The organism is Zhenhengia sp. (genome assembly GCF_046966505.1).
Lineage (GTDB): Bacteria > Bacillota > Clostridia > Lachnospirales > Cellulosilyticaceae > Zhenhengia > Zhenhengia yiwuensis.
In genome coordinates this window covers 1-25,526 of sequence record NZ_JBKVCH010000003.1, presented here as the reverse complement: position 1 = coordinate 25,526, position 25,526 = coordinate 1, and the positions used below count along the sequence as shown (strand labels likewise).

General features: G+C 29.8%; 29 protein-coding genes. 26 read left to right on the top strand and 3 right to left on the bottom strand.

The features are described from left to right. Positions 1-43: 43 nt before the first annotated feature. The 4 genes from ACLTBU_RS04280 to ACLTBU_RS04265 all read left to right on the top strand — a co-directional run bounded on the left by ACLTBU_RS04280 (position 44) and on the right by ACLTBU_RS04265 (position 4,149). Positions 44-625 (top strand): hypothetical protein, encoded by a 582-nt coding sequence (locus ACLTBU_RS04280; protein WP_412217779.1) that lies wholly within the window; start codon positions 44-46, stop codon positions 623-625. 227 nt (positions 626-852) lie between these two features. Further along, a complete protein-coding gene (locus tag ACLTBU_RS04275; protein ID WP_412217776.1) occupies positions 853-1,920 on the top strand; it encodes a hypothetical protein in 1,068 nt (355 codons plus the stop codon). Positions 1,921-2,299: 379 nt separating this feature from the next. Next, a complete protein-coding gene (locus ACLTBU_RS04270) occupies positions 2,300-2,737 on the top strand; it encodes a hypothetical protein (RefSeq protein ID WP_412217773.1) in 438 nt (145 codons plus the stop codon). 32 nt (positions 2,738-2,769) lie between these two features. Next, positions 2,770-4,149 (top strand): phospholipase D family protein, encoded by a 1,380-nt coding sequence (locus ACLTBU_RS04265; RefSeq protein WP_412217770.1) that lies wholly within the window; start codon positions 2,770-2,772, stop codon positions 4,147-4,149. A gap of 743 nt (positions 4,150-4,892) precedes the next feature. On the opposite strand, the gene ACLTBU_RS04260 is transcribed toward ACLTBU_RS04265, so the two are convergent. Together ACLTBU_RS04260 and ACLTBU_RS04255 are read right to left on the bottom strand one after the other, a co-directional pair. Then, the gene (locus tag ACLTBU_RS04260; RefSeq protein ID WP_412217767.1) at positions 4,893-5,738 is read right to left on the bottom strand and encodes a hypothetical protein; all 846 of its coding nucleotides are present in this window, start codon (positions 5,736-5,738) and stop codon (positions 4,893-4,895) included. Beyond that, complete coding sequence (locus ACLTBU_RS04255; protein ID WP_412217765.1) at positions 5,735-7,093, bottom strand: hypothetical protein; 1,359 nt, start codon at positions 7,091-7,093, stop codon at positions 5,735-5,737. Before ACLTBU_RS04255 ends, ACLTBU_RS04260 begins: the two co-directional genes overlap by 4 nt. A 377-nt stretch (positions 7,094-7,470) precedes the next feature. Between ACLTBU_RS04255 and ACLTBU_RS04250 the strand changes: the two genes are divergently transcribed. The 21 genes from ACLTBU_RS04250 (at position 7,471) to ACLTBU_RS04150 (ending at position 23,253) form a co-directional block, all read left to right on the top strand. Beyond that, positions 7,471-7,623 (top strand): hypothetical protein, encoded by a 153-nt coding sequence (locus ACLTBU_RS04250; RefSeq protein ID WP_412217764.1) that lies wholly within the window; start codon positions 7,471-7,473, stop codon positions 7,621-7,623. A 198-nt stretch (positions 7,624-7,821) separates the two neighbouring features. Then, positions 7,822-8,358, top strand: coding sequence for a hypothetical protein (locus ACLTBU_RS04245; RefSeq protein WP_412217762.1), 537 nt, complete (start codon positions 7,822-7,824; stop codon positions 8,356-8,358). 567 nt (positions 8,359-8,925) lie between these two features. Next, the gene (locus ACLTBU_RS04240) at positions 8,926-9,753 is read left to right on the top strand and encodes a hypothetical protein (protein ID WP_412217759.1); all 828 of its coding nucleotides are present in this window, start codon (positions 8,926-8,928) and stop codon (positions 9,751-9,753) included. Between the two features lie 217 nt (positions 9,754-9,970). Next, the gene (locus tag ACLTBU_RS04235; protein WP_412217757.1) at positions 9,971-10,489 is read left to right on the top strand and encodes a YcxB family protein; all 519 of its coding nucleotides are present in this window, start codon (positions 9,971-9,973) and stop codon (positions 10,487-10,489) included. Between the two features lie 1,334 nt (positions 10,490-11,823). After that, positions 11,824-12,354, top strand: a complete 531-nt coding sequence (locus ACLTBU_RS04230) for a hypothetical protein (protein ID WP_412181103.1) — start codon at positions 11,824-11,826, stop codon at positions 12,352-12,354. A gap of 183 nt (positions 12,355-12,537) precedes the next feature. After that, positions 12,538-13,083, top strand: a complete 546-nt coding sequence (locus ACLTBU_RS04225; protein ID WP_412217755.1) for a hypothetical protein — start codon at positions 12,538-12,540, stop codon at positions 13,081-13,083. A gap of 161 nt (positions 13,084-13,244) precedes the next feature. Next, entirely contained in the window at positions 13,245-13,664 is a 420-nt protein-coding gene (locus tag ACLTBU_RS04220) for a hypothetical protein (protein ID WP_412217752.1), read from the top strand. A gap of 231 nt (positions 13,665-13,895) precedes the next feature. Then, positions 13,896-14,669 (top strand): hypothetical protein, encoded by a 774-nt coding sequence (locus ACLTBU_RS04215; RefSeq protein ID WP_412217750.1) that lies wholly within the window; start codon positions 13,896-13,898, stop codon positions 14,667-14,669. A gap of 29 nt (positions 14,670-14,698) precedes the next feature. After that, a complete protein-coding gene (locus ACLTBU_RS04210) occupies positions 14,699-15,052 on the top strand; it encodes a hypothetical protein (protein WP_412217748.1) in 354 nt (117 codons plus the stop codon). 199 nt (positions 15,053-15,251) lie between these two features. Beyond that, positions 15,252-15,686 carry a hypothetical protein gene (locus tag ACLTBU_RS04205; RefSeq protein WP_412217746.1) on the top strand — a complete coding sequence of 145 codons (435 nt, stop codon included), beginning with the start codon at positions 15,252-15,254 and terminating at the stop codon, positions 15,684-15,686. Between the two features lie 307 nt (positions 15,687-15,993). Continuing rightward, positions 15,994-16,479, top strand: a complete 486-nt coding sequence (locus ACLTBU_RS04200) for an NUDIX domain-containing protein (protein WP_412217744.1) — start codon at positions 15,994-15,996, stop codon at positions 16,477-16,479. Between the two features lie 179 nt (positions 16,480-16,658). Beyond that, positions 16,659-17,198: a GNAT family N-acetyltransferase gene (locus ACLTBU_RS04195; protein WP_412181102.1), complete on the top strand. Its 540-nt coding sequence runs from the start codon at positions 16,659-16,661 to the stop codon at positions 17,196-17,198. A gap of 342 nt (positions 17,199-17,540) precedes the next feature. After that, positions 17,541-17,912: an NUDIX hydrolase gene (locus tag ACLTBU_RS04190; RefSeq protein WP_412218070.1), complete on the top strand. Its 372-nt coding sequence runs from the start codon at positions 17,541-17,543 to the stop codon at positions 17,910-17,912. A gap of 122 nt (positions 17,913-18,034) precedes the next feature. Continuing rightward, positions 18,035-18,493 (top strand): NUDIX hydrolase, encoded by a 459-nt coding sequence (locus ACLTBU_RS04185; RefSeq protein ID WP_412217742.1) that lies wholly within the window; start codon positions 18,035-18,037, stop codon positions 18,491-18,493. A 159-nt stretch (positions 18,494-18,652) separates the two neighbouring features. After that, entirely contained in the window at positions 18,653-19,108 is a 456-nt protein-coding gene (locus ACLTBU_RS04180) for an NUDIX domain-containing protein (protein ID WP_412181099.1), read from the top strand. A 1-nt stretch (position 19,109) separates the two neighbouring features. After that, complete coding sequence (locus ACLTBU_RS04175; RefSeq protein ID WP_412181098.1) at positions 19,110-19,394, top strand: histidine phosphatase family protein; 285 nt, start codon at positions 19,110-19,112, stop codon at positions 19,392-19,394. Positions 19,395-19,803: 409 nt separating this feature from the next. Continuing rightward, complete coding sequence (locus ACLTBU_RS04170; RefSeq protein ID WP_412217739.1) at positions 19,804-20,595, top strand: C39 family peptidase; 792 nt, start codon at positions 19,804-19,806, stop codon at positions 20,593-20,595. Positions 20,596-21,014: 419 nt separating this feature from the next. Next, positions 21,015-21,449 carry a GNAT family N-acetyltransferase gene (locus ACLTBU_RS04165; protein WP_412217737.1) on the top strand — a complete coding sequence of 145 codons (435 nt, stop codon included), beginning with the start codon at positions 21,015-21,017 and terminating at the stop codon, positions 21,447-21,449. A 193-nt stretch (positions 21,450-21,642) separates the two neighbouring features. After that, positions 21,643-22,065, top strand: coding sequence for a hypothetical protein (locus ACLTBU_RS04160; protein ID WP_412217736.1), 423 nt, complete (start codon positions 21,643-21,645; stop codon positions 22,063-22,065). A gap of 76 nt (positions 22,066-22,141) precedes the next feature. Continuing rightward, the gene (locus tag ACLTBU_RS04155; RefSeq protein WP_249334476.1) at positions 22,142-22,498 is read left to right on the top strand and encodes a hypothetical protein; all 357 of its coding nucleotides are present in this window, start codon (positions 22,142-22,144) and stop codon (positions 22,496-22,498) included. A gap of 236 nt (positions 22,499-22,734) precedes the next feature. Then, on the top strand, positions 22,735-23,253 hold the full coding sequence (locus ACLTBU_RS04150) for a GNAT family N-acetyltransferase (RefSeq protein ID WP_412217733.1): 519 nt from the start codon (positions 22,735-22,737) through the stop codon (positions 23,251-23,253). 351 nt (positions 23,254-23,604) lie between these two features. Here the strand turns inward: ACLTBU_RS04150 and ACLTBU_RS04145 are convergent, their stop codons facing one another. Then, positions 23,605-23,787 carry a hypothetical protein gene (locus ACLTBU_RS04145; protein WP_249334479.1) on the bottom strand — a complete coding sequence of 61 codons (183 nt, stop codon included), beginning with the start codon at positions 23,785-23,787 and terminating at the stop codon, positions 23,605-23,607. A 324-nt stretch (positions 23,788-24,111) separates the two neighbouring features. Here ACLTBU_RS04145 and ACLTBU_RS04140 point away from each other — a divergent pair, with 324 nt between their 5' ends. Then, positions 24,112-24,945 carry a copper amine oxidase N-terminal domain-containing protein gene (locus tag ACLTBU_RS04140; protein ID WP_412217731.1) on the top strand — a complete coding sequence of 278 codons (834 nt, stop codon included), beginning with the start codon at positions 24,112-24,114 and terminating at the stop codon, positions 24,943-24,945. Positions 24,946-25,526 lie beyond the last annotated feature (581 nt).

The window sequence follows — 25,526 nt, the reverse complement described above, 5'->3', positions numbered from 1 at the left end:
CAATCCGTTTTATGAATACAGTACAAGTATAGGGGGGATATATATGTGTAGTAAAGAAGTTATGATACCAGTAAATGAAGTGAGTGAAATTTTCAGTAGCATAAGTAGTAAAATGGATAAAATGAAAAAAGAGGCTACAAAAAAAGATGAACATTTGGGAACATTAAAAGAAATAGCAATGGAATTAAAAGAAATAGCTAATAGGTTAGAACAATTAGGAGCTATAGATGATTATGTGAAGAACACATATGGTAAGTTGAAAAATAGTATAGATGAACAAAAAGCAATTATTGATAGTACTAATGTTGATATTATGTGTAAAGTGAGAAATGAGACAATACAGATGATAAAAGCTAATCTACCTGACAATATGGTACTGAAGAATAGCTGTGAAAATAAATGGCAATTATATCGTATCATGAGCATTGTTAAAAATAAGAAAACTATTAAAGAAGAAACATACTTAGGGGAAATGAATTTAACTCGTGAAGATAATTTAACAGTTATAGAGATAACAATTGAAGGAAATACAAATAAAATGGAAACAATTAGGCTAGAGAGTGCATACAAGATTTATCCAATTGTTAATTATATTAGAATGCATTGTGATTATAGTGAAGTTTAGTGGGGGTGTAATTATTAGAAAACTCCCTAGTCAGTTTGAAGATAGAAACTTCAAGGCCGGGGAGAGGTCTTTGAGCATACGGCCTATTAGGTAATTACCTTTTGTGGAATATACGGCTAAAAAAGTTGCCAACGATATACGTGAGGCAACAGAAAAGTTACTGTAGTAGTGAGTTAGTACAAATAAGTATAATTGTGTAAGAGTTCATATAGAAGAGGAGATAACATATGCAGTATATTGATATAGGATTACCAGGACCGGAGATTAAAGGAGAACCGTTTTGGACGGTAATGAGATGGGGAAAGAATGGTCTATACCCAGGTGTGGTAGAACAAGAAGGAGTACCTTGTATATGTATAACAGAGAAAGATGCAGAAATACTCAGGGATTATTTAAATAAATATAACAACAATGCCATTACAAAATCAGTAGTAAGAGGTGTAGATAAACAGAACTTTAGAAGAATTACCAAGAATAAACAGCAGAAGTTTAAGGTTTTACGCGCTATTACAAGTACACAACTATTAGTTATGAACACAAATGCAGACGAATTAAGGTATTATGAAAGGTATGGAAAATTCTATACAAAAGAAAATCAAAGTATTCTTGAAAATACACTTAAAGCCCATAGAGACTTATTAGAAAATCCTGAAATACTATTAGAAGATGAGCATTTAGAGCTTATAGTAGATGATATATTTGATGATGTAAAAAATAAAGTTAAATATAATGAACTAGTGTATACTAAACTAAAAGATATATTCGATAAGTATAGAGACACCCTTATCCATAATTTAGTACATGCTGAAAAAGAATTTAGAGAAGAACTAGAGGGTAGTGGAAGAGATTCACAAATTTATACAAGTGAGATTAGTTTTCATAATAAAATTTTGAAAATACATTGGTCTATAGATAGAATAAGAAGTATTATTCAAGAACATGAGATAAGCCCTATACAAGTGAATGTAAAAGATTATATACAGTATGTAGATGGAACAAATATCGCACAAAGATATAAGGGAGAATATCAGATAACCCCTATTGTTGTTCTTAGAATAGAAGATGATAGTTACATAGTTGTTGATGGTAATCATCGACTTAATAATTCATTTACAAGGGGTGAAGAAAGCATATTGGCATATATACTAGATCCTAGAGAACATATAAATGCCATAATAACTGAATTTGGAAAAATTCTTTATAAGGTGTATATTAATACATTTAAGATAGAACAATTAATAGATGAAAATGATGAAATTAATGAAGAAGAACTTTATTGTATTAACTTAGAATAGTTTGATTCCGGAATAAAATTTGTATAAGGGTTATGTCGTGATTCGTACATTGGTTTAAGCTTATAGTTTATAAGAGTAAGCTGGTTTCCGAAAAGATTATTAAAGAAAATGTGTTGTCCCAGATAGAGTTTTGAAGAAGTATCCTAAAGTAGGAGTATAGAGAAATACAATAGAATCTAAAGCTTACCAATAAATAAAGGGTAGGCTTTTTTATTTGAAAGCCTTCCACAGATAAGTAGGGATGATATATGTCTTATAGGTAACAGATCTCCTAAAAATAAAAAATTAATTCAATATTAGACTATTAAACAGACTCAATGCATACATATGGATTATGCATGTCCAACAGTTGGGGTTATCAGTTAGGGGGAATTCAAAGTTGAAAAAGAAAGAATTTATTAAAATGTTGTTACTAGGGGGAGCAGTACAGTGTGATATAGGAACTGATTCACTATATGTAACAATGGATCAAGTAGATGGCTCAGAAATATATATCTATATTAAATGTAGTAATGCATTAGATAAAACATTCTTTGGGCTGGAAACAAAAATTTTAGAATACCTAGAAAATAGAACATATTTAGCTGTACTTTTAGATGGCATGAATAATAAAACATATGTATTAGATAAACAAGCTGTCAATAAGATTACACAACAACATCATAAAAGTAAAAAAGGAAGTTACTTAGTGAAAGTTAATGATTTGAATAACGGGTGTGATGATAGTGAATTAGTGAGATTTTTCGCAGAAGAAATAAAAGTATTTAGTTTTTCAGATGAATACACAATGAGTAGCAAACCTTTAATTAGTAGTTAGGGTATTAAAAATAATATAGAGGGGAAGAAGATATGATGGAAAATAATAATCCTTTTTACTGGAATCTTGGTGAAAGAGGCATTAAAGATATGATGTTAAGTTTGAAAGGAATTAAGGAATTAATTATATGCAGTGCATACTGCTCTTTGAAAGGAGTAGAAATTCTTAATTCTGTAAAAGAAAATAATAGGTTAGACAAGAAAAAAATAACAGTTTATTTATCGAATAAATTTAGCACTAGAAATTGTGATGATATTTTAAGCCAGCTGAGCGAAATAGCTACTGTAAATATTGTAAATAGTGAAGGGGGTAAGTTTTTTCATCCTAAATTATACTTAATTAAATCCAGAGATTCTACTAATAAATTAATTTTGGGTTCATCTAACTTAACAGATGGAGGACTCGTTAAAAATATCGAAATGAATATATATAAGACTCTAGATGATAAGGAGTACCTTTATATAAATAATTTTATAGAAGCTATCGATAGGAAAAGTCTAACAGTTGATGAAAATACAATTGATATATACAGAAGGATTCAAGATGATTTTAAAGATATTGAAGAACTTGAAGAAGAAGAACAATTAAAAGTAAATGCGGCTCTCACCGATAGAAGTAAAGATGCTTTTAATGAAGAAGTGTATAATTTCGAAAATCAATTTTTTGATTTTAAGGATTATGAAGCTTTCTTTGATAGAAATATTCGTAAGGTATACTATCAACCAAGATATGTTGTAAAAGAAAAAATGTTAGAGGTACATCGAAAAGTATTAGCTAACTTAAAATCAGAACATATAGATTTAAATGTTCATTGGAATCCAAGTAATATAACTTCTTCCATTAGGCCAGATGAATGGAATAAAGGAAAAGTAAATTGGCTTGCAATAAGGTTTGGAAAAAGTAAAGAACAAATTAAACAATTAAATGAGCTAGGATTAGCTCAATTTTTTGAAAAAGATATTGATTACATAGGATATCAAAAACATGCTAATCTACAATATTTTATTACTGAAAAAGGTTTCCATATTGCATTATTTCATGCTGTGCCCAAAGATGCTGTAGATAGAGCCTATTTAGATGATAAAAGATCTGATAGAGTATTTCTAAGTAGTCTAATAAATACATTAGAAAAAATAGAAAATACGAGTGCTGAGTGGGTATTCAAGAAGGAATCAAATTTTAATCTAAAAGGAGATCATGAAATCAGAGTTGAATTCGATACTATAACAGCCAAAAAGTTTGTGAATGAATATTATAAGTATCTTATCACGGAGGGATTCTATTCTTATTTAGAATATTACTATGAGCCAGATGATATTAGAATAAATGATGACAATATTATTGAAACTATCACAGAAAAATTCAAGTTATTATATCCTATTTATGATTTAATGAGTTATAAGGTTAAATAAAAGTTTAATTGTAAGTCACTAATATCTTATTGTGGTGCACATGGGGGGAAACTACTAGTATTTCGTTTTTAAGTATTGCCCCCTATGCCTAATGGCATGTGGAGACGGTCGTAAAATTAATTAAATAATCAACGTAAAATCAAGGCTTAGAGGTGTCAAAAACCTTTAAGTCTTTTGTTTTGGGGATAGGGATAGAGAGTGGGGGAAAAATAGTTAATAAAAATTAGATGACTATTGGATGATTAAGATATATCAGTACATTTATGGTTTCTTGAATTATGAAGTGGAGAATTAAAAAAGGTATGTTATAGAGTAAGTAGACGAAATTTTTACTTATAAAATTCCGCCTACCTACAGAAGTATAATCCGTGCAATAAGAACTAAAGGGATAAGAAACCTAATTCATAGACTAATGGACGCAATCTATTCTCAAAATCTATATACATTGTATTAAACGTTTCCCATTCAGTAGGCAGATGTTTTTTTATGAGAGGTTTAAGTTGATACCAACTTGCATCCCAGTTGTTTATTTGATAATCAGGATTTTCTTCATTAAATATCAGCCTGTATTTAAAGGAAAGTTTAATTAGATTGATAGCATAGTCAAGAATTTGTTGAGCCTCAGGTGACAGAATGAGTGTTTGAAGTATTTGGTAAATAGGAGACTCTACTTTACCGTAAATTTCTAAATCACTATAGGTAAAATCATTAATTGTAGAAATGTCATCTAGTCCAAGCGACAGTTATTCTATAGAATCTTTAGACATAAAGAAAAATGGATTCAATATATCGGTCTTTAATTCAGTAGGTCCTATGTGTCGAAGGGATGTCATATTAAAACCAGTATTAAATAAGGTATAAATAAGAGCATCATTATTCCACTGAGAATATAGAGGGTGGTTAACATTAGGAGCCATATATTCATCTTTTCCATTAATCCATGTTGCATATTTTCCGGTAATTAATCTTCTAGCTGTAAAAAGGGATACAATATCAAAGATATTATCGGACATAATGGGGAAAGAACTAATGTGCCCTTTTAGTTTGCGAGGAAGAATGGTAACAAGTTGAGTGTTTTTTTCTATGATATTACTGTCCATCATGGCCCAACACCATACTTTAGAAGATGTACCACATACCCCATCACTAGGTGTTAGTGCATTAGACATAGTAAAGGTTTTAAAATAAGACTGGCAACGCTCTTTTAACCAAGTGGAGGCCTTTTGTGTATGAGAGACAGCGTACATTTGTTTAGAGCCTATTTGTATAATGCCATTTTCTACGCAGCTTTTAATTTCTAAATTTGGAGGATTATTTATAGCACTACTCCCCCATAAAGTAAATGCAATGCCCCAGTTATCTTTAACATCAGCGAATTGAGAGGCTTGAAAAAGCATTCCATAATGATAATGAAGATGCTGCTGCAATAGCTTGTTGAGGGAATCTAAATGAATACTAGTAAGTAAAGCAACTGGAGAAAAGAGGCCTAGAACAATGTGTGATTTAAATAAAATTTTAAAGAGATAGATTCTGTAGATAAACTGAGCATAAAGTTGTTGTGAACAAGGGCCAACTGAATTATTCGTCATAAGTGTATGTAGTTTAGTTTTTGCAATTCCAGATTTTTTTGTTTGCCAGTATGTGAAGAACTCATATCACCACTGGTGCCGTAAGGCGGATTTATTAAAAAAAGAAGTTTTTCACCATTTAACAATCCTTTGATAAGAGAAGGTGCCTTTTTGTAAAGTTTACTGGACTTAAAATCTGCTAAGGATAAATCATAATTATTTTTAACCTTGTCAATTAGTTTAGAGAATAGTTCTATATCATCATTCAAAAAATCATATTGAAACTTCGTAGCAGTAGTGTTGTAATTCGTAGCAATTGCTAGGTCATGGTCTTCTAGTGTACTTACAAAGAGATTGGCGAAGTTATAATCCCTAGTTAAATTACCTGTTCCCCAAGCACAATCCCATACCATATAATCATCACGCCATGTATAACCTACATGTTTATTAATAGCGCGATGGCATTCATCACACCAAACTGAAGGAGTATAGAAGTCACCGTTATACCTTCTTTCGCTATCAAATATTAAACGATCACATATAGCAGTAAATATTCTTTTATCTTTTGCATTATAGACAAATTGGTAGTGTTGTGTAAAAGCATTAAATGCATCTGTATAAACTTCAATATTATTTTTATCTCCAAATGTCGCCCTATCTTTTTTCTTTGGATGTGGGTAGCAATCATCTTGCGAAACAATAAGTTGCATAAAGAGTTCAACTTGTTCACGAGGAGTATATTTGTTTGTACCATCAGCTTTGTGTTTGAGTACTCTTAATGAAAAATAATCAAATACCCTAGAGATGCTTTGCGGTGTGATACGAACATAAGTCTTGATGTTTTGAGCAAGATTTTCAATTTTTTCAATAACTTCATCAAAAGAGAAGTTATCGTTAATATCAAAAACAAAACACTCCGATTGTAATTTAATGTCGTTGGTCAACTCTAAGATAAGATCAGGATTCTTATCTTTTACACTAGAAGGAGCTACCTTCCAATTGTAGGGTTTATCTAAGTAAGGAATAAGATAGTTGCTATGTAGAACAAAACATTCATCTCGATCTCCTATTAGAATAATATCGGGCAATGTTTCACCAATTAGGGAGAATTTTTTTAAGTAATAAAGAACCTGGCCTATAGCAATACTCCTCACATAAGCAGAAGTAAAGCTTTCTTCAAATTTAGTTTCAATAATGATTTTAAGAATATGATGAGAGTTATAACTTAGAGGAGTTTCAAGGACACCATCTGTATTGCATACCGTGTGAATGTTACCGAGAGGATAGTACTTCAATAGCTCTTTGTGATAGGTACTTTCAATTAGTTTTTCAGAATCAGCACTACGTAAGGATTGAATAAAGTGAGTACTACGCATAGACATCACCCTAATAAAATAAGTTCAAGAGAAATATATGTTGAGCATTAGTGGGGTATGTCTAAATAGGTAGTGATTTGCCAATAAGCTTGTCCTAGGATGTAAAATATAGTAATAAATAACTAGAATATAGAATCCAGTGTCTAGGGGTTATGTTGAATAATACGATGTAAAATAATGTCTTCTACATAACTAGGATTGATTTTGGAAGCAATAAACTTCCTTTTATTGTTAATGCAGCTAATGATTTCACTACCAGAACCCGCAAAAGGAATCAGTATAAGATTATTAGTGTTAGTGTTGAGAATGCAAGAACAGGTTCTTCGTCAGAAGATCTTTTAATTAATTTACTAGGTAATGGTTTGGCAAGAATCTGTATGCGACGATATACCTATTCAAATGATAAAGAGTTCATTAATATTAGTATTAAACTACATATTTATAAAGATTTAACTTTTGATAAGTTATTAGAGGGTAAAGATAGTATACTTGATAAAGGTCTAGAAGTTTTAAGAAAGCAGATTGGTTAAAAACTATAGTTCGGGTTGATATTAATGATTGTAAAATAGAGGATAGAACATAGTATCCCTATGAGAAAAAATAGATATTTTAGAAGTTAATAAATTAATATTTATAGGGATGCAACATTTTCATATTTCCATCTGTATATAAGTTAGAACGGTAAATAAAGCTGTTAAAACTTTTATTAAAGAAAGGGAATAAAAACTATGAAAAAATTAATAATCTATGTACTTTGTGCACTAATGACACTATCTCTTGTAGCATGTGGAGGCAAGAATAAAACGCAGGATGCTAATGGAGTGATTGGTGGAGATCCAGCAACATGGGGAACAGTAGAGGATGAAAGTACAGTTCAGCCTGCAAGTCCATTTATTGATTGCAGCACACTGGAAGAAGCAGCTCATATAGCAGGATTTGATATGACAATCCCAGAAACTATTGAGGGTTATTCAACACGAATTATTCAGGCAATTGATAATGAGATGATTCAGGCAATCTACACTGCTGATGAGAATGATATAATGATTCGCAAAGCGGCTTTAAAAGAAGACATTAGTGGAGATTATACTACATATGATTCAGAGGAAAAGATTACTGTTGATGATGTGGAAATTACAGTAAAAGGATATGGTGAAACAAAATATCTTGCAATATGGATAAATAGTGAGTTTTCATATTCTGTACAGGTAAGTGTTGGTACAGATATGGAGAGCATAATGGAACTGGTTCATACAGTAAAATAAAAAGAAGAGGTAATATCATTTCGGACTTTAATACAGCAGGTAGTGTAGTGGGAAATACGAAGATAATAAAGCTTATTTTAAGTTTATAGATACAGTAGAATCTAGAAAGTATGAGGATTATGTAATTGATAATAAAAATATTCATTGTCTATTAATAAAATGTAAAATAGGTAAATCAGAATTTGCATTTGCAACATTGATACTTGATTCAAAGGAATAACGTAGGAATTTATTCTACTCAACACATAGTTATTTAACAAGCAAATAAAAATATCATTTTAGAGTAGGTGTTATGTTTACTCTTTTTCATTGACTAAAATTATATTTATAGGAATGCAAAATTTTTTAAGTGGTTGTGGTTTAATGGCCTACTAATTTTATGGGGGCTATTCAGGAGATTAAAAGAAATTGAAAAAGAGAACTCGCAGAGGTAGATCTATGGCTTACCTCTTATTTTTTGTTTAAATAATGATTATAACAGGGAGATGTAATAATATTTAGAATAGATATTTTATAAGTCAATCAATCATAGTTTTTAGGAAAAAATCTATTAGATGAGGTGATAATATGGATTATAATAGGCTTATTGATGGGATAAAAAGATTTGGTTCGTCAGAAAGAGAAATCTGTATACATGGTATAGGCATACTTCCTGAGCAGGTTAATGAAAATGTTATTATTGCTCCTTGGTGGGAACCATCTTTTTTACCAGATTTAGGAGAAGCTAACTATTTAAGTAAATCAGATTTTTCAGCTATTAAAGTATGGGATATTACTACAGAAGAGAATAAAATTACTTATATTAAAACTGGAATTGGAGCTCCTGTTTTAATGGATGTATTATTGACATTAGGTGTAACTAAATGTAGAAAAGTAATTTTTATCGGTTCAGTAGGTTCTTTAGATGAAAAAATTGGTATAGGGGATATTGTTATTCCTGAATTTAGTATTTGTGGGGATGGTGCAAGTAGATACATAGCTTCAGATACTTTAAACAATCAGGATTGTTGGGGAGAAAGTGTCTACCCTGATTTAGATTTCTTAAATGAAGTTAAAAACATAACAAAAAATATTTGTGAAGAAAACAATATTAAATGGCACTTGGGAAGAAACTTTAGTATTGATACAATTTTTGCACAGTTTGCTCATATTGATACAATCTTAAAGCTGAACTGTAATGTTATTGAAATGGAAACAGCTGCTGCTTTTCGTGCTGCAAAAATAGCGAATATATCAATAGCTGCTATTTTTAGCGTATCTGATAATGCAATTATAAATAAATCTTTGGTTAGTGGGAGAACGGAGGAAGAAATAGTTTACCGTAAATTTGTTAGAAAAAATATTTTTCCTCAAATAATTTTAAAGTTGTTTCAACAAAGCTCACTAAATCTTTAAGCTAATCTAAACTTCTAAAGTATAATTTATAGAGCAACCCTAAATAAAATTATGTACACAACAAATAGTTATTTAACAAGTAAATAAAAATATCATTTGAGGATAGGTCCTAATGGGCTTATCCTTCTTTTTGGTGATAAAATACTGATTTTATAAAATAGTTGTGTTAATATGAATTATAGGTAAGTAATATATAGTTTTATAGGGAGAGATCAAGATGTATGAATTTGAATATGAATTGACTAAATCAGATTATGTAGATTTTAACTTATACCATGCTAAGAACTCAAAAATAGTTAATAAGATGTTGATGGTATATAGAGTAGTAGGGCCTCTTTTAATTTTACTAGGAGGATACTATATGACGGATGGATATAAAGATTTAATAGGGATAATTATATATGGGATAAGTTCTCTTTTATGGTTTATATATTGTCCAAGACTTCACTTTAAATCAATAAAAAGAAACATAACAAGAATAATTGATGAGGGGAAAGATACAAGTTTATTTGATTTAAGACAAGTTGTTGTTAATGAAAGAGAAATAACAGAAGAAATAATAGATCATAAAACATTTAAGTCATGGAAGAAAATTGTAAAAATGGGAGTAAGTAAAGATAATCTATTTATATATGTTTCTGATGTGGATGCATTGATTATACCTAAAAAAATTATTGGGGATGAGGAAGAGAGCAAAGCTTTTATAGAATACATAACAAACAAGTTTATAAAATAAAAGTATCATTTGGCTAGGGCTATGCTCTAGCTTTATTTTTGGCATGAAAAAAGAAGTAGACTGTGGATCTACTTCTTTTTTGTTAGGGACCTTGTAATTTGAGGGGAGTTACAGGGTGTATTTATAAATATTACCGCAACGGACAAGTAATATTTATGGATATATAATAACATTTAAATACAAAATGAGTCAATATTTGATAATATATTATAAAATATTATAGTTAATTATTTATGTTTTGTAGAAATATACCTAATAAAGTGATATAATATTTAATGTTGGGGATTATTTAGGGGAATAAATATAGAACAAGATACTACATTTAATGGAGGTTAAATTAGTATCTTTTTTATTTGATAAGCTAGGAACTCAGCCCTACTCTTATTTTTTTCATGAAAAAGAAATAGACTGGGGAATCTACTTCTTAAGCCAAAGGAGCCCTATAAATTTAGGGGAGTTGTAGGGTTCTTTTATAAATATTACTGCAGCGGACAAGTAATATTTACGGATACATAATGGTATACTTTCAAATTTGGGTTAAAAGCTGAATTTGAAAGGACGGTGGGAGGGGAACAACACTTCATATGTGTGGGCAGAATTTTTTTAAAAAGGTGAGGTTCGTTAAAGCTATCAAGGATAAGTACAGTGAGACCTCCTTGATACCGCCGTGTCTTTAACTAATTTCAATAATAAGTCTATTTATATGAAAGAAAAAGGAAACAGCGGTCTGATTTTAATCAAAACCGCTGTCTTTCAGAATATATTTTTTCAAATTCAGTCACGTTTTCACCTCGTTTCAAATATAAGACTTACGAAACTTAAGTTCGTTACAGAAAATTAGATAAGATTTTTAAATTATTTTTTGCAAAGAAGCAATATCAACGGACTTACTCTAATTAAATTTAGAAATATGTAAAAAACAAGTTGATTTAAGCAAACTTAAACTAATCAGTAAGATTATCACACAAACTATTTATATCAATATTATGACATGTGTACTCATATCGCAAGTGTGAAGGAACAACAAGACAAATCGGAAGATGGGACGGAAAATTAACCGTCCTTTTTCATTTTCTATGGGCCCCTATTTGTTTATCTCTATTAATGATACCATTTTTAAAGTCTATATTATCGGTAGTTAAAGCACGTATTTTTGGATTTATAATCTATCCTATAGCTAAATAAAAAAGTAAACTTAAAATACGTATAGGGGAAATAGTAAAGTTTCTAAATTAAGTATATTAAAGGTAAAAATTACTCTAAGTAAATAATGAATTTGTTAAGAGAATATGATAATATTTAGAATAAATGTTTTTGTGAGGAAAGGATAAATTATGAAATCTAATAAGATGTTGTTATTTGTATTAAGTATTATTATAATTTTATCTTTACTTTATGTATCTGTTTGGAGCTATGATATTATTGGAGTTGCAAAAAACAAAATAGAGGAAGATGCTCGTAAAAGTCAAAAGATAGATGAGAGTTGGCTTGTTGCAAAAGATGTAAATGATAAAATGGCGGGATTGCTCTTTTATGATGAGGAAATAAATCATCATGTCTTTTCTATATATTTAAATAAAGATAATTTTTCACTTGGATATATGTTTCAGTTTGGTGGTAGCTTATTTGGCGATAAAGCAGAAATACAAGGAATTTCTTATCAGGGTAAAGGGATGGTGTTACTTTCATTAAATGGTAAAGGAATTAAGGAGATTAAAATAGAAAATGGTGTAGAAATACAAACTATTCAGCTTGACCCCGCTAAACCTTTTGTAGTTATTATACCACCATCAGATGATGGGAGGGTGTCCTTATACGATATTAATGGGGAAAATATTGCTATAGATACTATTCATGCTTACTAAAGATTAGAATAGTATAAAAAAATAACTTATGAAACTTTTATTTAAGTAAAAATATTATTTAATATAGGGTAAGTCCTAATGGGCTTATCCTTCTTTTTTGCTGAAAATACTGATTTAATTATAAAAATATGATAAATTTAGAGTAAAAAATAAATATATTATGAAGAGATGTTGAGGGAGAAAATGAAAAATTTAAAAAAATATAAAGTTGTAATAGTCTGCACTATACTTCTTTTAATAATCTTTTTACAGTATATACCATGGCCTGTAGATAAAAGTATTCAACTAGTACAATATCAAAATAACAATCTTTCTTATGAACAACCACTATCTATACAAATAGAAGGTAAATATTATAGATCTCTTTTTAAAGATGATCTTTTTAAAGGTTCTATTCACTTGAACAACTACGACTTTACAGAAGAATGGCATACTGTAGATATTGTATTCAATGATGGATATGGTATTTTAAGATATATAAAATTGAATAATACACCTTTGGGAGAATGGTCAATAGACAGTAAAACTTTAGGAATAATATTAGCTACACCGGGATTTGATAATTTTTCTATTCTTTTTGATGGGGGCCAAAATAGTAATCCTTCACTATGGTCTAGCAAAAATACATTATTTATTTCTTATCCAGCTAATAATAGAAAAGAAGCTTTAAATATTCTAGAAAAATTATCTAGCCGTAGTGAATTGGTCTCAGATTTTGAGTGGAACTAAATTCACTAAAAGAGTTATTTAACAAGTAAATAAAATATTATTTAGCTAGAACTTTGGTTCTAGCCTTTGTTTTTTTTGTTCAAATAATGATTTTTGTGGGAATATATAATAATATCTAGAATATATATTTGTTATTTTGAATTTAAAAAGGGGAAAAGATTATGAAAGGTAAAATTAGTAGGCGTATCTTATGTTGTTACAATTTATTTCTAGCACTAGGAGCAATATGGTGTGGTACTATGATGGTGACAGGAGCTTTAGGTAAGTACCCTGTAGAATGGATAGGAAAGCTTCCGTTTACCAACTGGATATTTCCGGGCATTATTGCTATGGTGATTTATGGAATAGGCAATTTACTAGCTACTATATTTAGTCTAAGTAAAAATGATATAGGGGTAGTAGTTTCAATTACTATGGGTATATTATTATTAGTTAGCATGTTGTTCTCTATAAAAATACTAGAAGAAGTTTATTTACCAACTATAGAATTTATAGTTGTAAGCATTATCCAGTTGGTATTAAGCTTATTTGTTCTAATGAATTCTTATAAATGCACGAAAAATAAAATGAAGTCAATTTAATTGGCTTATAAGAAAGTTGAAGAAGAGTAGTAATATTTCAAATAGACGTTAGTCCAATAAAATAGTTATTTAATAGGTAAGTAAAAATATCATTTGAGGATAAGTCCTAATGGGATTATCCTTCTTTTTTTTGTGCTAAAATACTGACTTTATTAGAAAAATATGATAAATCTAGAATGAACAAAAATAGATATTTTATTAAATTAAAAATTAAGTTGATGTGGAGGGTATATGAATTTAATATATGAATATAGTGGTATTATGCGTAGTATTGATAGTATTATGGCGTTTACTGGCGAAGAACAAACTGATTTTTGGAGTGAGCCTTTTTTTTATTTTTTCCCTGATATAGATAAGAAAAGGTTTAAAACACTTACTAATGAACAAAGAAAACAATATTTAATAGATTATTTTTTTAGGTTCGAAAAAGAGAATAAAGAGATTATTGATGAAAAGATTTATAAGTATAATGAGAGATGGGAAACTTATCAATCACAGATTGTCGATGCTTTGCAAGAAGCTTTTGGCGTAGATTTGATGGAGTTGTTCAATGATATGAGAGGATATATAACTTTTAATCCAGTTTGTCCGAGGTATCTTGAAAATAATACTTTTGATGTATTTTATTTAAATAGTGAAAAAGGGGCATTAGGATTATCCATACATGAAATTATTCATTTCGTTTGGTTTCATGTATGGAATAATTATTTTCATGACTCGTATGATGAATACGAATTACCTCATCTGAAGTGGATATTAAGTGAAATGGTTGTTGAACCAATTATGCGAGATGAAAGGCTTAGAGCAATAAATCCTTATTTTGATGGGGGAGGGTGTGTTTATCCATATTTCTACACTCTAAAGATTGAAAATAGACCTATCTTAGATATTTTATATGAGATGTATCAATCAATGAATATGGTTGAATTTATGAAAAAAAGTTATGAGTTATGTTTAAAATATGAAGCTCTAATAAGAGAGCATATTGATACAAATGAACGATAATTTGTTAATAGAATAGGAGATGATATGTAATGTTTGAGATGTATTTTATATGTCCAACTGTATTTTTTATATTTACAATTGTATTTCCTCTTAGTATAACTGAAAAGATACCTCCAGGCATGAATATTGACATTTTTCAAATTCATGCAGATGACATTAGGAGAATGGGTTCTGAAAAACGCAATTACTTACGAAGAAAAGTCCTGATTCACTTTGGTCTTGCGTTTATCATAACACTAATAAGTAGCATAATATTTTTTATATTCGATGATGCTAATTTGCTATTATTACTTACATTAAGTAATGTACTAAGTCTTAGTATAGGACTGGCTACTGCATTACTACCTCTTAAAAAAGTTGCAAATGAACTGAAAAAGAAGTAGGTTAGTCCTAAGGTAAGACACAAAAAATAGTTATTTCAATAAAAATATCATTTGAGGATAGGTCCTAATGGGCTTATCCTTCTTTTTTATGATAAAATGCTGATTTAATTAGAAAAGTATGATAAATTTAGAGTAAGGAAAATAGATATCTTATTTTATTAAATATCTGTGTATCAGAAAGAAATTTAGGAGGAGAGAGATGAAAAAAATATTTGTCTTAGTTTTAACTGGGATAGCGTTAATGTCTTCATGTATATATGCTTCAAATATAGAAACAGCACAAGATATTCAATTAGTAGAAAATGAGAATGCATTTCGCGGAGTGCTACATACTGCTTACAATATCTCTGTAGATAACTCCACGTATACTTCAGGCAATTTTGCAACACCATCTTCAAATTCAAATAATATTAATGTTAGCTTTACTAATGATGGGACATCATCAGCTATAGCAAAGTTATATAAAGTAGGATTATCTAAGGATACTTTTATTGGATCTTTCACTGTTAAAGCAGGATCAACTGATTATGAAGGATTTCGAGGCACTGCTGATAGTACTTATTATGTAAAAATTACTAATTCATCGGGAGACGGTATTAAGGGAAGTTTAAAAGTTAGACAATTAGATCAATAAAAATATCGTTTTAGAGTAATCGTTATGCCTACTCTTTTTCATTGACTAAAATTATCCTATTATATCCATATTATCTCTAAAGGAGTTGGTATAGTTAGATTACTATTCATAGGAATACAAAATTTCTTGAGTGGATGTGGTTTAATGGACCTACTAATTTTATGAGGGCTGTTTAGGAGATTAAAAGAAATAGAAAGAGAGAACACGCAGAGGTAGGGCTTGGCCTTACCTTTATTTTTTGTTTAAATAGTGATTTTTGTAGAAAAATATGATAATATTTAGAATAGATATTTTGTGGAGGGAATATATGACACATGAAACGAATACTAATTGGGGACAATCTGTTACCGGTGTAGTAATTAAGAATAATAAGGTCTTATTAGCACGTCATACTTATGGAAATGGTAACGGTATGCTCATTGTACCGGGAGGATATATTAATTATAATGAAACACCTCAAGAAGCTTTAAAGAGAGAATTCTTTGAAGAGGCCAACATTATAATTGAGCCTAAGCAAATAATAGGGATTAGATTTAATTTTCATGACTGGTATGTTGCTTTTTCAGCAGAGTATATTTCAGGAGAAGCGGCCACAGATAATGATGAAAATAGTGAAGTGTTATGGGTAGATATTGATGAAGCTATGGTAAGGGATGATGTGCCCGAATTAACTAAGCACTTAATTAATTGTGCAAAAAATCCTAAGCTTGGCTTTGAAAAAATAGATTATAAGGGGAACTTAAAAAATGGTCCATATTCTTTTTATGGTGTAAGTCTGAATAAAGGTGAGTAAAGTTTTCAACTTATAAAATAGTTATTTCAATAAAAATATCATTTTGAGGATAGGTCCTAATGGACTTATCCTTTGTTTTTACTAAAAATAATGACTTAATTATAAAAATATGATAAATTTAGAGTAAGAAAAATAGATATTTGTCTAGTGGAGATTATTTATATAACAGGAGGTAGAGTATGTCTAATTATTGTCTTGAAATTCCTAATATGAGACACAAAGTGGAATATGAACGTGTTATGGATAAATGGGAAAGTATGGAAAATAATATTCAACCTGAACTAATGCGTCGGTATAGCAAAAATTTAGGCTCTAATATACCATTTGATAAATGGTTGGAGTATTGTGAAGATGACCGCACAACAGGCTCAATGTTGAAAAATAATGTCCCCTGCACATTATTTTTCATGATTAAGGATAAGAAAGAGATTGTTGGGTGTATCGTTATGAATCATAAAGACACGCATAGAGGGCATCTTCATGCAGGCATTGTACCATGGCATAGGGGAAAGGGCTATGGTACTAAAATGTTGAGCCTTGCCTTACAAAAATGCTTTGATGCTGGAATTCCCACTGTACACATTACTCCACGCAAGGATAATCAAGGTGCTATAAAAACAATACTTAAAAATGGGGGCGTATTAATCCAAGAATTTATGGAAGACGGCAATCAAATATTACGATATGAAATTGACATAACAACTTCTGTTGAAAATTAATATTTTGCCTGACCTAAGGGTATAGTGCAAAGTTAGTATTAGAGTATTAAATCAATAAAGTAGTTACTTGATGGGGAATAAAAATATCATTTGAAGATAAGTACTGATGGACTTATCCTTCTTTTTTATGCTAAAATACTGACTTGATTAGACAAGTGTGACAATATTTAGAAGAGATATTTTATAAGTCCATAAATTAGAATACACTCATTAGACTAAATGAATACTTGTTTACAAAATATATTATGATATAAGTTATATATAGAACGGAGCTTTTAATATGAAGAAGAAAAGATTTGAGATGCCTGTTGCAGTACATCTTTTGCTAATTAAAGATAGTAAATATTATTACTAAGAAGATTTAATACAGGTTATGAAGATGGGAACTATAGTGTTGTGGCAGGTCACACAGATGGAGATGAGGATGTAACTACTGCAATGATAAGAGAAGAAAAAGAGGAAGCTAGTATTGAAATAACTTCTAAGAACATCAATTTTGCAAGTGTTATGCACAGAAAATCAGATGACGAAAGAATTGATTTCTTTTTTGTAGCAGATGAGTGGAAAGGCGAAGTGATAAATATGGAGCCACAAAAATGTGATGATTTATCATGGTTCGAAATGGATAATCTTCCAAGCAATATTATCCCATATATTAAAAGAGGAATAGAAAACTATACATCAGGCGTGCATTTTGATGTTTATGGATGGTAAAACTTAAATATTTTCTTTTGAAGTTGATATTTAAAATTATGGTGAACTACAGATTCCAATTTATGAAGTTATTATAACAGCACCGTACGTAACCAAATAGTTATTTAGAAAGAGGGATATACATGGATTATGTGAGATATATTAGAGAAAAAGTTGGGCATTCTGAAATCATACTTAATTGTGCAGGTTGTATCATTTATAATGAGTTCAATCAAATACTACTATATAAACGTAGAGATTGTGAACAATGGGGCTTTATGGGTGGAGTAGTTGAATTAGGTGAATCAGTTGCAGAGGCTGCTGTCAGAGAAGTTTTTGAAGAATCAGGTCTTCGGGTTGAAATTGACTCACTGTATGGTGTCTACTCAAAGTACTTTGATAAATATAGTAATGGGGATAAAGCACAAGTCATTAGCCATATCTTTACTGCCCATGTGGTAGGTGGTAGTGAAATATATCAAAATGAAGAGACAATGGAATTGAGATACTTTGATATTGATAAGACACCTAAATTATTTAATCAACAACATCAGGATTTATTAGATGATTTAATTAATAAAAAAACAAATGTATTTAAATAATCAATGTCACTTCATTCAAAGCTTACTAAACATAATGGGGCGTTTTTATTTTGACTTTATTTATTGTAACGCCTCTCTTATGTTTGCAATTAGATATTTTATGAGTAGAAAGATTTTTCGAGGAAATTAAAACAACAGAATAGGGGAATAAATGAGTTTATGGAAATTAAAAAGATTAGGAATGCTGTCGGTGCTATTATAACTCAGAACAATGAGATTTTACTTATACATAAAGTCAAATTAATGGATGTACTTGGAGAGCCACAAGCAATTCAAGGAACTTGGGATTTTCCTAAGGGTGGAGTATTACCTCTAGATACTACTTTAGAAGAAGCCTTAATGAGAGAACTTAAAGAAGAAACTGGTTCAACACAATATAAGATAGAAAAAAGATTTGCTGAAACTATTAATTTTAGTTTTCCAGAAGGGCATAAATACGAAGCTCAAGAAACTGTGATGTACCATGTGGTATATACAGGTGATAGAAGCGATATAAAGATACAAGATGATGAAATTGATGACATTATGTTTGTTAAATATGATAATGTTTTGGACATTATTACACTTGACGAAACAAAAGAATTTTTCAATAGTGTTAAGCGAGGGTTAGAATAATATGAAGGTATATATTACAAGACATGGAGAAACATTATGGAATCAAGAGGGAAAAATGCAAGGTTGGAAAAATTCCAATCTATCTTTGAAAGGAATAGAAAATGCTAAGAAATTAGGTCAGCATTTAGAAGATATTAGATTTGATGCTGTTTATTGTAGCTCTTTAGGTAGGGCACAAGAAACTGCTGCTCATATTATTGGGGATAAACCACTTGTGATTACCTATTGCGATGACTTAAAAGAAATGAATTTTGGAACCCACCCTTTATTAAAGATACAAGCTTAACTATCTTAAATATACAGGATACCAAAATAGAAATAGAACTTGAGGCAGATACTTCTCATTTATTTTTATAAAAAATTTCCTTCAACCAAATAGTTATTTCGAGGTAGGTTTTATGAAACTATCTCTTATTTTTTATCCGAATACTGATTTTAGTAGGTAAATATGATAAATAATAGAATGAAATAAGTTGGAGTAGCTAAGTATATTAAATCAAACAAGATACTCTAGTTTTTATATAGTAAAAAGTGAAATGAAACAGTAGAAAATATATCCAAGTTCTTTAAGGAAATTTAAGAAATGTGGTACTTTATCCTTAAGATTTTAAGGCTACAATAAAATTATCTTAAAACAAATTTTTATAAAACTAGATAATTTAATCATAAAAAGTTACTTAAGGAGAAGAGCGTATATGAAAAGGAACGAGAAACCTAAAAAAACAAAGAGGAAGAAGATAATAGGAATATTTTTAATAGGAATAGGATGTTGTAGTATACTTTTGGGCATGAAAAATAAGTCTATAGCTAGTTTTAGTATAAATAATGAAAAGTTTATAGGATATAAAATAAAAGAAATTATAGAAAATAAGGATGTCTATCCTCAGGAACTAGTAGAACTTGCCTTAAAAAAAGAAGAAACAGTAGATTTTGTATATAATTATAATAAGAATATAAAAGATAAAAATAAAATAAATATAGATAAAGAGTACATAGAAGGCCAGTTCCCATTATTTATACAATGGGATGAACGATGGGGATATGATAGATATGGAGATACATATATGGCAATTAACGGCTGTGGGCCTACTAATCTAGCTATGGTTATCGTTGGACTAACAGGAGATACCAGTATAAATCCTAAGGTAGTTGCAGATTTTAGTGCTCAGAATGGTTACTATGTAGAAAATGTAGGGACAAGTTGGAGCCTGATGACCGAAGGAGCAAAAGCATTTGGTATACAAGGAGAGGAAATTCCATTAAGTGAAAAAAGTATTCTTTCAGCTTTGGAAAAAGGGCAACCTATTATAGCATCCATGAAACCAGGAGATTTTACAACTAGCGGACATTTTATACTAATGACAGGTATAACAGAAGATGGAAAAATTATTGTTAATGATTCAGATAGCAGGAAAAGAAGTAATATTACTTGGGATTTGGATGTCATTATGGGGCAAGTGAAAGGATTGTGGAAGTTTTATGTCTAGGTAAGAATTGAGCTACCATGATCTCGTTTGCAGAACCAGAAGATGATGTGTAAAAACACATCAAAGATGGTCCAATAAATAGTTATTTCAATAAAAATATCATTTAAGGATAGGTTCCGATGGGCTTATCATAATTCATTATTATAGATATAACGGAGCTTCTTTAAAAAGTAGAGAAAATATTTTAAATAAGTCTCATGGAAAAGTAAGGATTCTTTCAGAAACTGTAATAGACAATTATATTATTTGTGAGATTGTAAACGTGTGACCAACCTCAATTAGAATAGGCTGAAGTTATTTATACTGATAGGAGTAATTTAAAAACTACTATTAACCAACTAAATAGTTACTTGATGGGTAATCAAAATAGATATTTGTTAGATTAAAAAAGGTTAGAAGATAATTTTATGAGGTGAGTAATGAATGGAATAATTGATTTAAGAAATAGATTTGTTTCTCAACAAGTCTATGATATTTATTCAGCATGTATGTACATGCCTACATGGGAAAAGTTTTGCGAACAAGCTAACCTCCTTATAAATGACGACTTAGTTAGTATATTGGGGTGTGTACATAACAATAACATTATAGGAGTATTAGTTATGCAAAAAGGTACTCAACAGAGTGCTGAAATCAAAGGGATTGCAGTTGACTTCTTATACCGTCAAAAAGGGATTGGCAGACAACTTATAGAATTTGTTTTTCAGAGCTTGAAAATTAAATCTTTGTTTGCTGAGACCGATGATGACGCCATATTATTTTATAGACATTGTGGGTTTAAAATAGAAGATATTGTAAAGGTTTATGAGAATAAAGAGTACCGACGATATAAATGCACATTAGAGAAGTTATGAAATACGCAATTAATCCAATAGTTATTTCAACAAAATATCTTTTGAGGATAGGCCCTGATGAGCTTATCCTTCTTTTTTGTGCGTAAATACTGACTTCTTTAGAAAAATATGATAAATTTAAGAGTAAGAAAAAATAGATATCTTATTTTATTAAAAATCTGTGTATCAGAAAGAAATTTAGGAGAAATTTGAAATGAAAAAAATAGCATCGTGTATTTTGTGTATCACAATTATTTGTATATTACTCGTTGCCTGTGACAACAAAACCATTTCAGGTTTTCCGAACACAGTGGCAGTTAAAGAGAAGACTGTAATAGCAATTGATATTGCTTCACAACCACAACAAGAGGATTATACTCGTCATTATTCAGATGCTATAAAGATTGAAGAAATTTGTGACTATATAAGGCGCTTAACATGGAATGACCTTAAGGATGAAAATCCTGATATGGAAAATGGAGCTGAATATAGTGTGACTTACACATATGAGGATGAAGCCACTAAAACATATTATTTTAAAGAAGACAGTTATTTCAAATCTGAGAATTTTGATTGGAAGCTAATTAATGGTGTTGAAAATTTTAAAAACCTAATAGAGAATACTGTTTCAAATTAGGTTAAGAAGATAAGCATAATTTTCACTTAATCAATTAGTTATTTTGTAAAAAGAAAATGGATAAAGGGAAAAGAAAATGAAGAAAGTGATCGTTTCTATATGTACAATTTCATTTTTGTTACTCCTGACTGCTTGTGATAATAAAGAGGTTACATATGTTGGGGTAAATGCAGAAATTTTAGAGATTAACAGTGAACTTAATGGGTTTGTTGTTAAAGGATTAGATGAAAATAGTATTCTAGGGGAAAAATGCTACATAAATTGCGAAAATCCAAGTATATATTTTATCTATGTAAATAATGAAACAGGTAAAACAATTGATTTAGAATTTGATGATTTTGTTGTGGGAGATGCAATAACAGTTGATGTAAATTCTGTGGAAAATAAATATGCACTAACGTCACGAGTACAGTTAATAACTCAAAGAAAGTGAGCATAGCATTTAATAGACTAAAATAGTTAGTGATTATTTGGGACCATACTCCTACAAAAGAGGGAGGTCTTTTTTATAGAATGATTAAGAGCAATAATGATAGTAAGAGCAAGTATATTAATTATTCTAACTATAGGACTTCGAATCTAGCCTTATTTTTTTGCACAAATAATGATTTTTTGTAGAAATATATTAAAAAATTTAGAATAAATATTTGCAAAGAGGGAGGAGCAGTAATGTTAACAAATGATATAATAACTGACAGATTGATTATTAAAAGTATGAGAGAAGAGTATAGTTCATTATGTTTTAGTATTTGGTTAGATGATGAGATGGGAAAGTATTTATCTGATCCAACTCGTGCTAATGCTAGTGAATCATACATGAATTTCGCAAAAGGAATTGAAGATGATGAAAGTTGGTATCCTTTTGTAGCTTTTTTAAAGGACAGTAATGAGTTTGTTGGAACAGGTAGCCTTGTTCCAATGGAGGATTCAACACATTGGGATTTAGGATATTGTATTCATAAAAAGTATTGGAGACAAGGGTATGCGACAGAACTAATAAAAGCATTGATTAATTTTGGGTATACTCAAGGTGGTCGTAAATTTACAGCAGATGTTGCACAAGAAAATATTGCATCTAATACAGTAATAAAAAAGTTAGGTTTTACTGTAGAAAAGGAAGGATGCTTTAATAAGCAAGGAACTGATATTATATATAAGAGTTATATATATAAGCTTAATTTAGAATAAATATTCCTACGCTTTAATCAAACAAATAGATATTTTATAGATGGTTAAATGAGAATTTATTAAACAGAGATTTACGAGGTAAATTGAATGAAGCTCATTGTAATTGCAGTTGCTTGGCGCATAATAGGATACAACTATTTTTCACTCATCACCCATAATCGTATATCAGTAGCTAACTTTTCTAAAACTTCTTCTTGTGTCATAAAAAAACTTTTTCAAAATAGATTTGTACTTGGAGTACTTCTAATTTTGAAGGAGAAGCAGAGAAAATATACTGTTTTAAAATAGCTATTGCATAGATTCAGCAATTTGATCCATTATTGAAGTGTATAAAGGATTTGTTGTGGAAAGCTAGTCCTCAATAATAAAGGTAATATCATCGTTTTCAGGGGGCACGGGTTCACATATTATTTCACCTGTGGTTATGCTATTTGCCACAACTAGTCCAACGGTAGTATAGATTACTATAATGGATAACATTAAGGCTATTATTCCTAAGAATAGAGTGGTAAGATTTATTTTAGTACGTTGCATCTCTAACTCTCCTTTGCATTTTGCATATATTGTAATTATATTATGAATTAAAACGTTTATTACAATTTTTAGAAAAAATAAAGGGTAGAAAATAAAGTGATGCAAAAATCACTACGATAGCAGTTTAGTTCAATGGTTATTTGATGCGTAATAAAAATATGGTTTGGGCCAGGTCTTAAGTTCTAGCCTTTATTTTTTACTTAAATAATGATTATACTCTTTATAAGCCGATTCAGATAACGTATAACTTAGCTCATCGTCTTATTTAAAGTAATATCCTTTTATAAAAAAGATCTAATACTAATTATAAGAAGGAGGTTTATGATGTTAAAAAAAAGAATTTTATTAGGCGCTATTATGTTAATGAGCTTGAAAATTAATATTTTTGCTGGTGAAGTTAATCTTTATCTAAATGGCGTTAAATTAGGAGGTGCGGATCCAATTTCGTTACGTAATACAACTTTTGTTCCTATTGGGGTAATATCTAGGGAACTTGATTTGGATGTAGAATGGAACAATCCTTCTGTTGAAATTTCAAACAATGTGGAGTATGTGAAATTTAATATTGATGATATTAATGCATATAAAGGTAAAGAAATCTTTTTTATGAGAGAAGCCCCTTTTCTTTATGAAAATAGGGTGTATGTGCCATTACGAGCTGTAAGTGAGCTGTTTGGCTATTCTGTAAAATTTTCTGATACGGACAAGAGGATAGATGTACGAACAGACATTATAACGCCTCCAGTTAAAGAGGAAAAGATTGAATTTGAGAGGTCACCTAATTTAAATTGGGGCATTTGGAATGAAATAAATTTCTATAATAATCATCAGTATAAGAGCCTTTATTTACGAGATTTTAGCACAGGAAAAAGTTATAAGCTTAATACCACACATGGTTTTGAAACACACCATTGGACCCCACAGAATAAAATTATTTTTAGTGGCTTAAATGCGCAAGATGAAGGCTTTGTACATATCTTTGATCCTGAACAGATGAAAACGATAGAAACTATTAGCACGCGTATATATGATTATGATTTTAATACGAATAAGCTGTATTACTATAAAAATAATACATATATAGCTTATGATTTAGATACGAGTACTCGAAAAGAGATTTCGAGAGATGAATATATCCAATTAACACAAAATCTTTAATATACTCTAAGTAAGGAACTTTGTAAAGAAATTAATACTATAGGATATCTGCTAGAGATGAATTATAACAAAAAGACAAATGTATTTAGCAGAAGTCCCTATATATTCAATGACATAAAAGATAGAAGTACATAAAAGATAGAAGTACATAAAAGATGCCTTGAAGGTAGGGTTTATGTTCGAGCTTTATTTTTTGCACCAAAATAGGAGTAGACGAATAATCTACTCCTAAGTTGTTCTACGTGGGGACAGTATGTAGAATAAGTTGTATTACAACCCTATCAATTATAATACCATGACGTATGTAAAGTAAATAGCTTTTAAGCAATAAAAAAGCAGTATGCCATAAGAGTAATATACTACCTTTTGTGACAAATGATTTAAAACGTAAATACCAGAGCATAAGAGAAATAGGCTTCTTGATGAATCACTCAAAGAATATAGAGATAAAAAATTAGCCAGCTTTCATCATTTGAAGGCTGGCATTTTTGATTGCATTCTAGTACATAGAGAAATAAAATCAAACGTAAGCGATTAATTAGAAGGTGTCCAAAAATAAAAATCGTACAATTAGAGTTGGA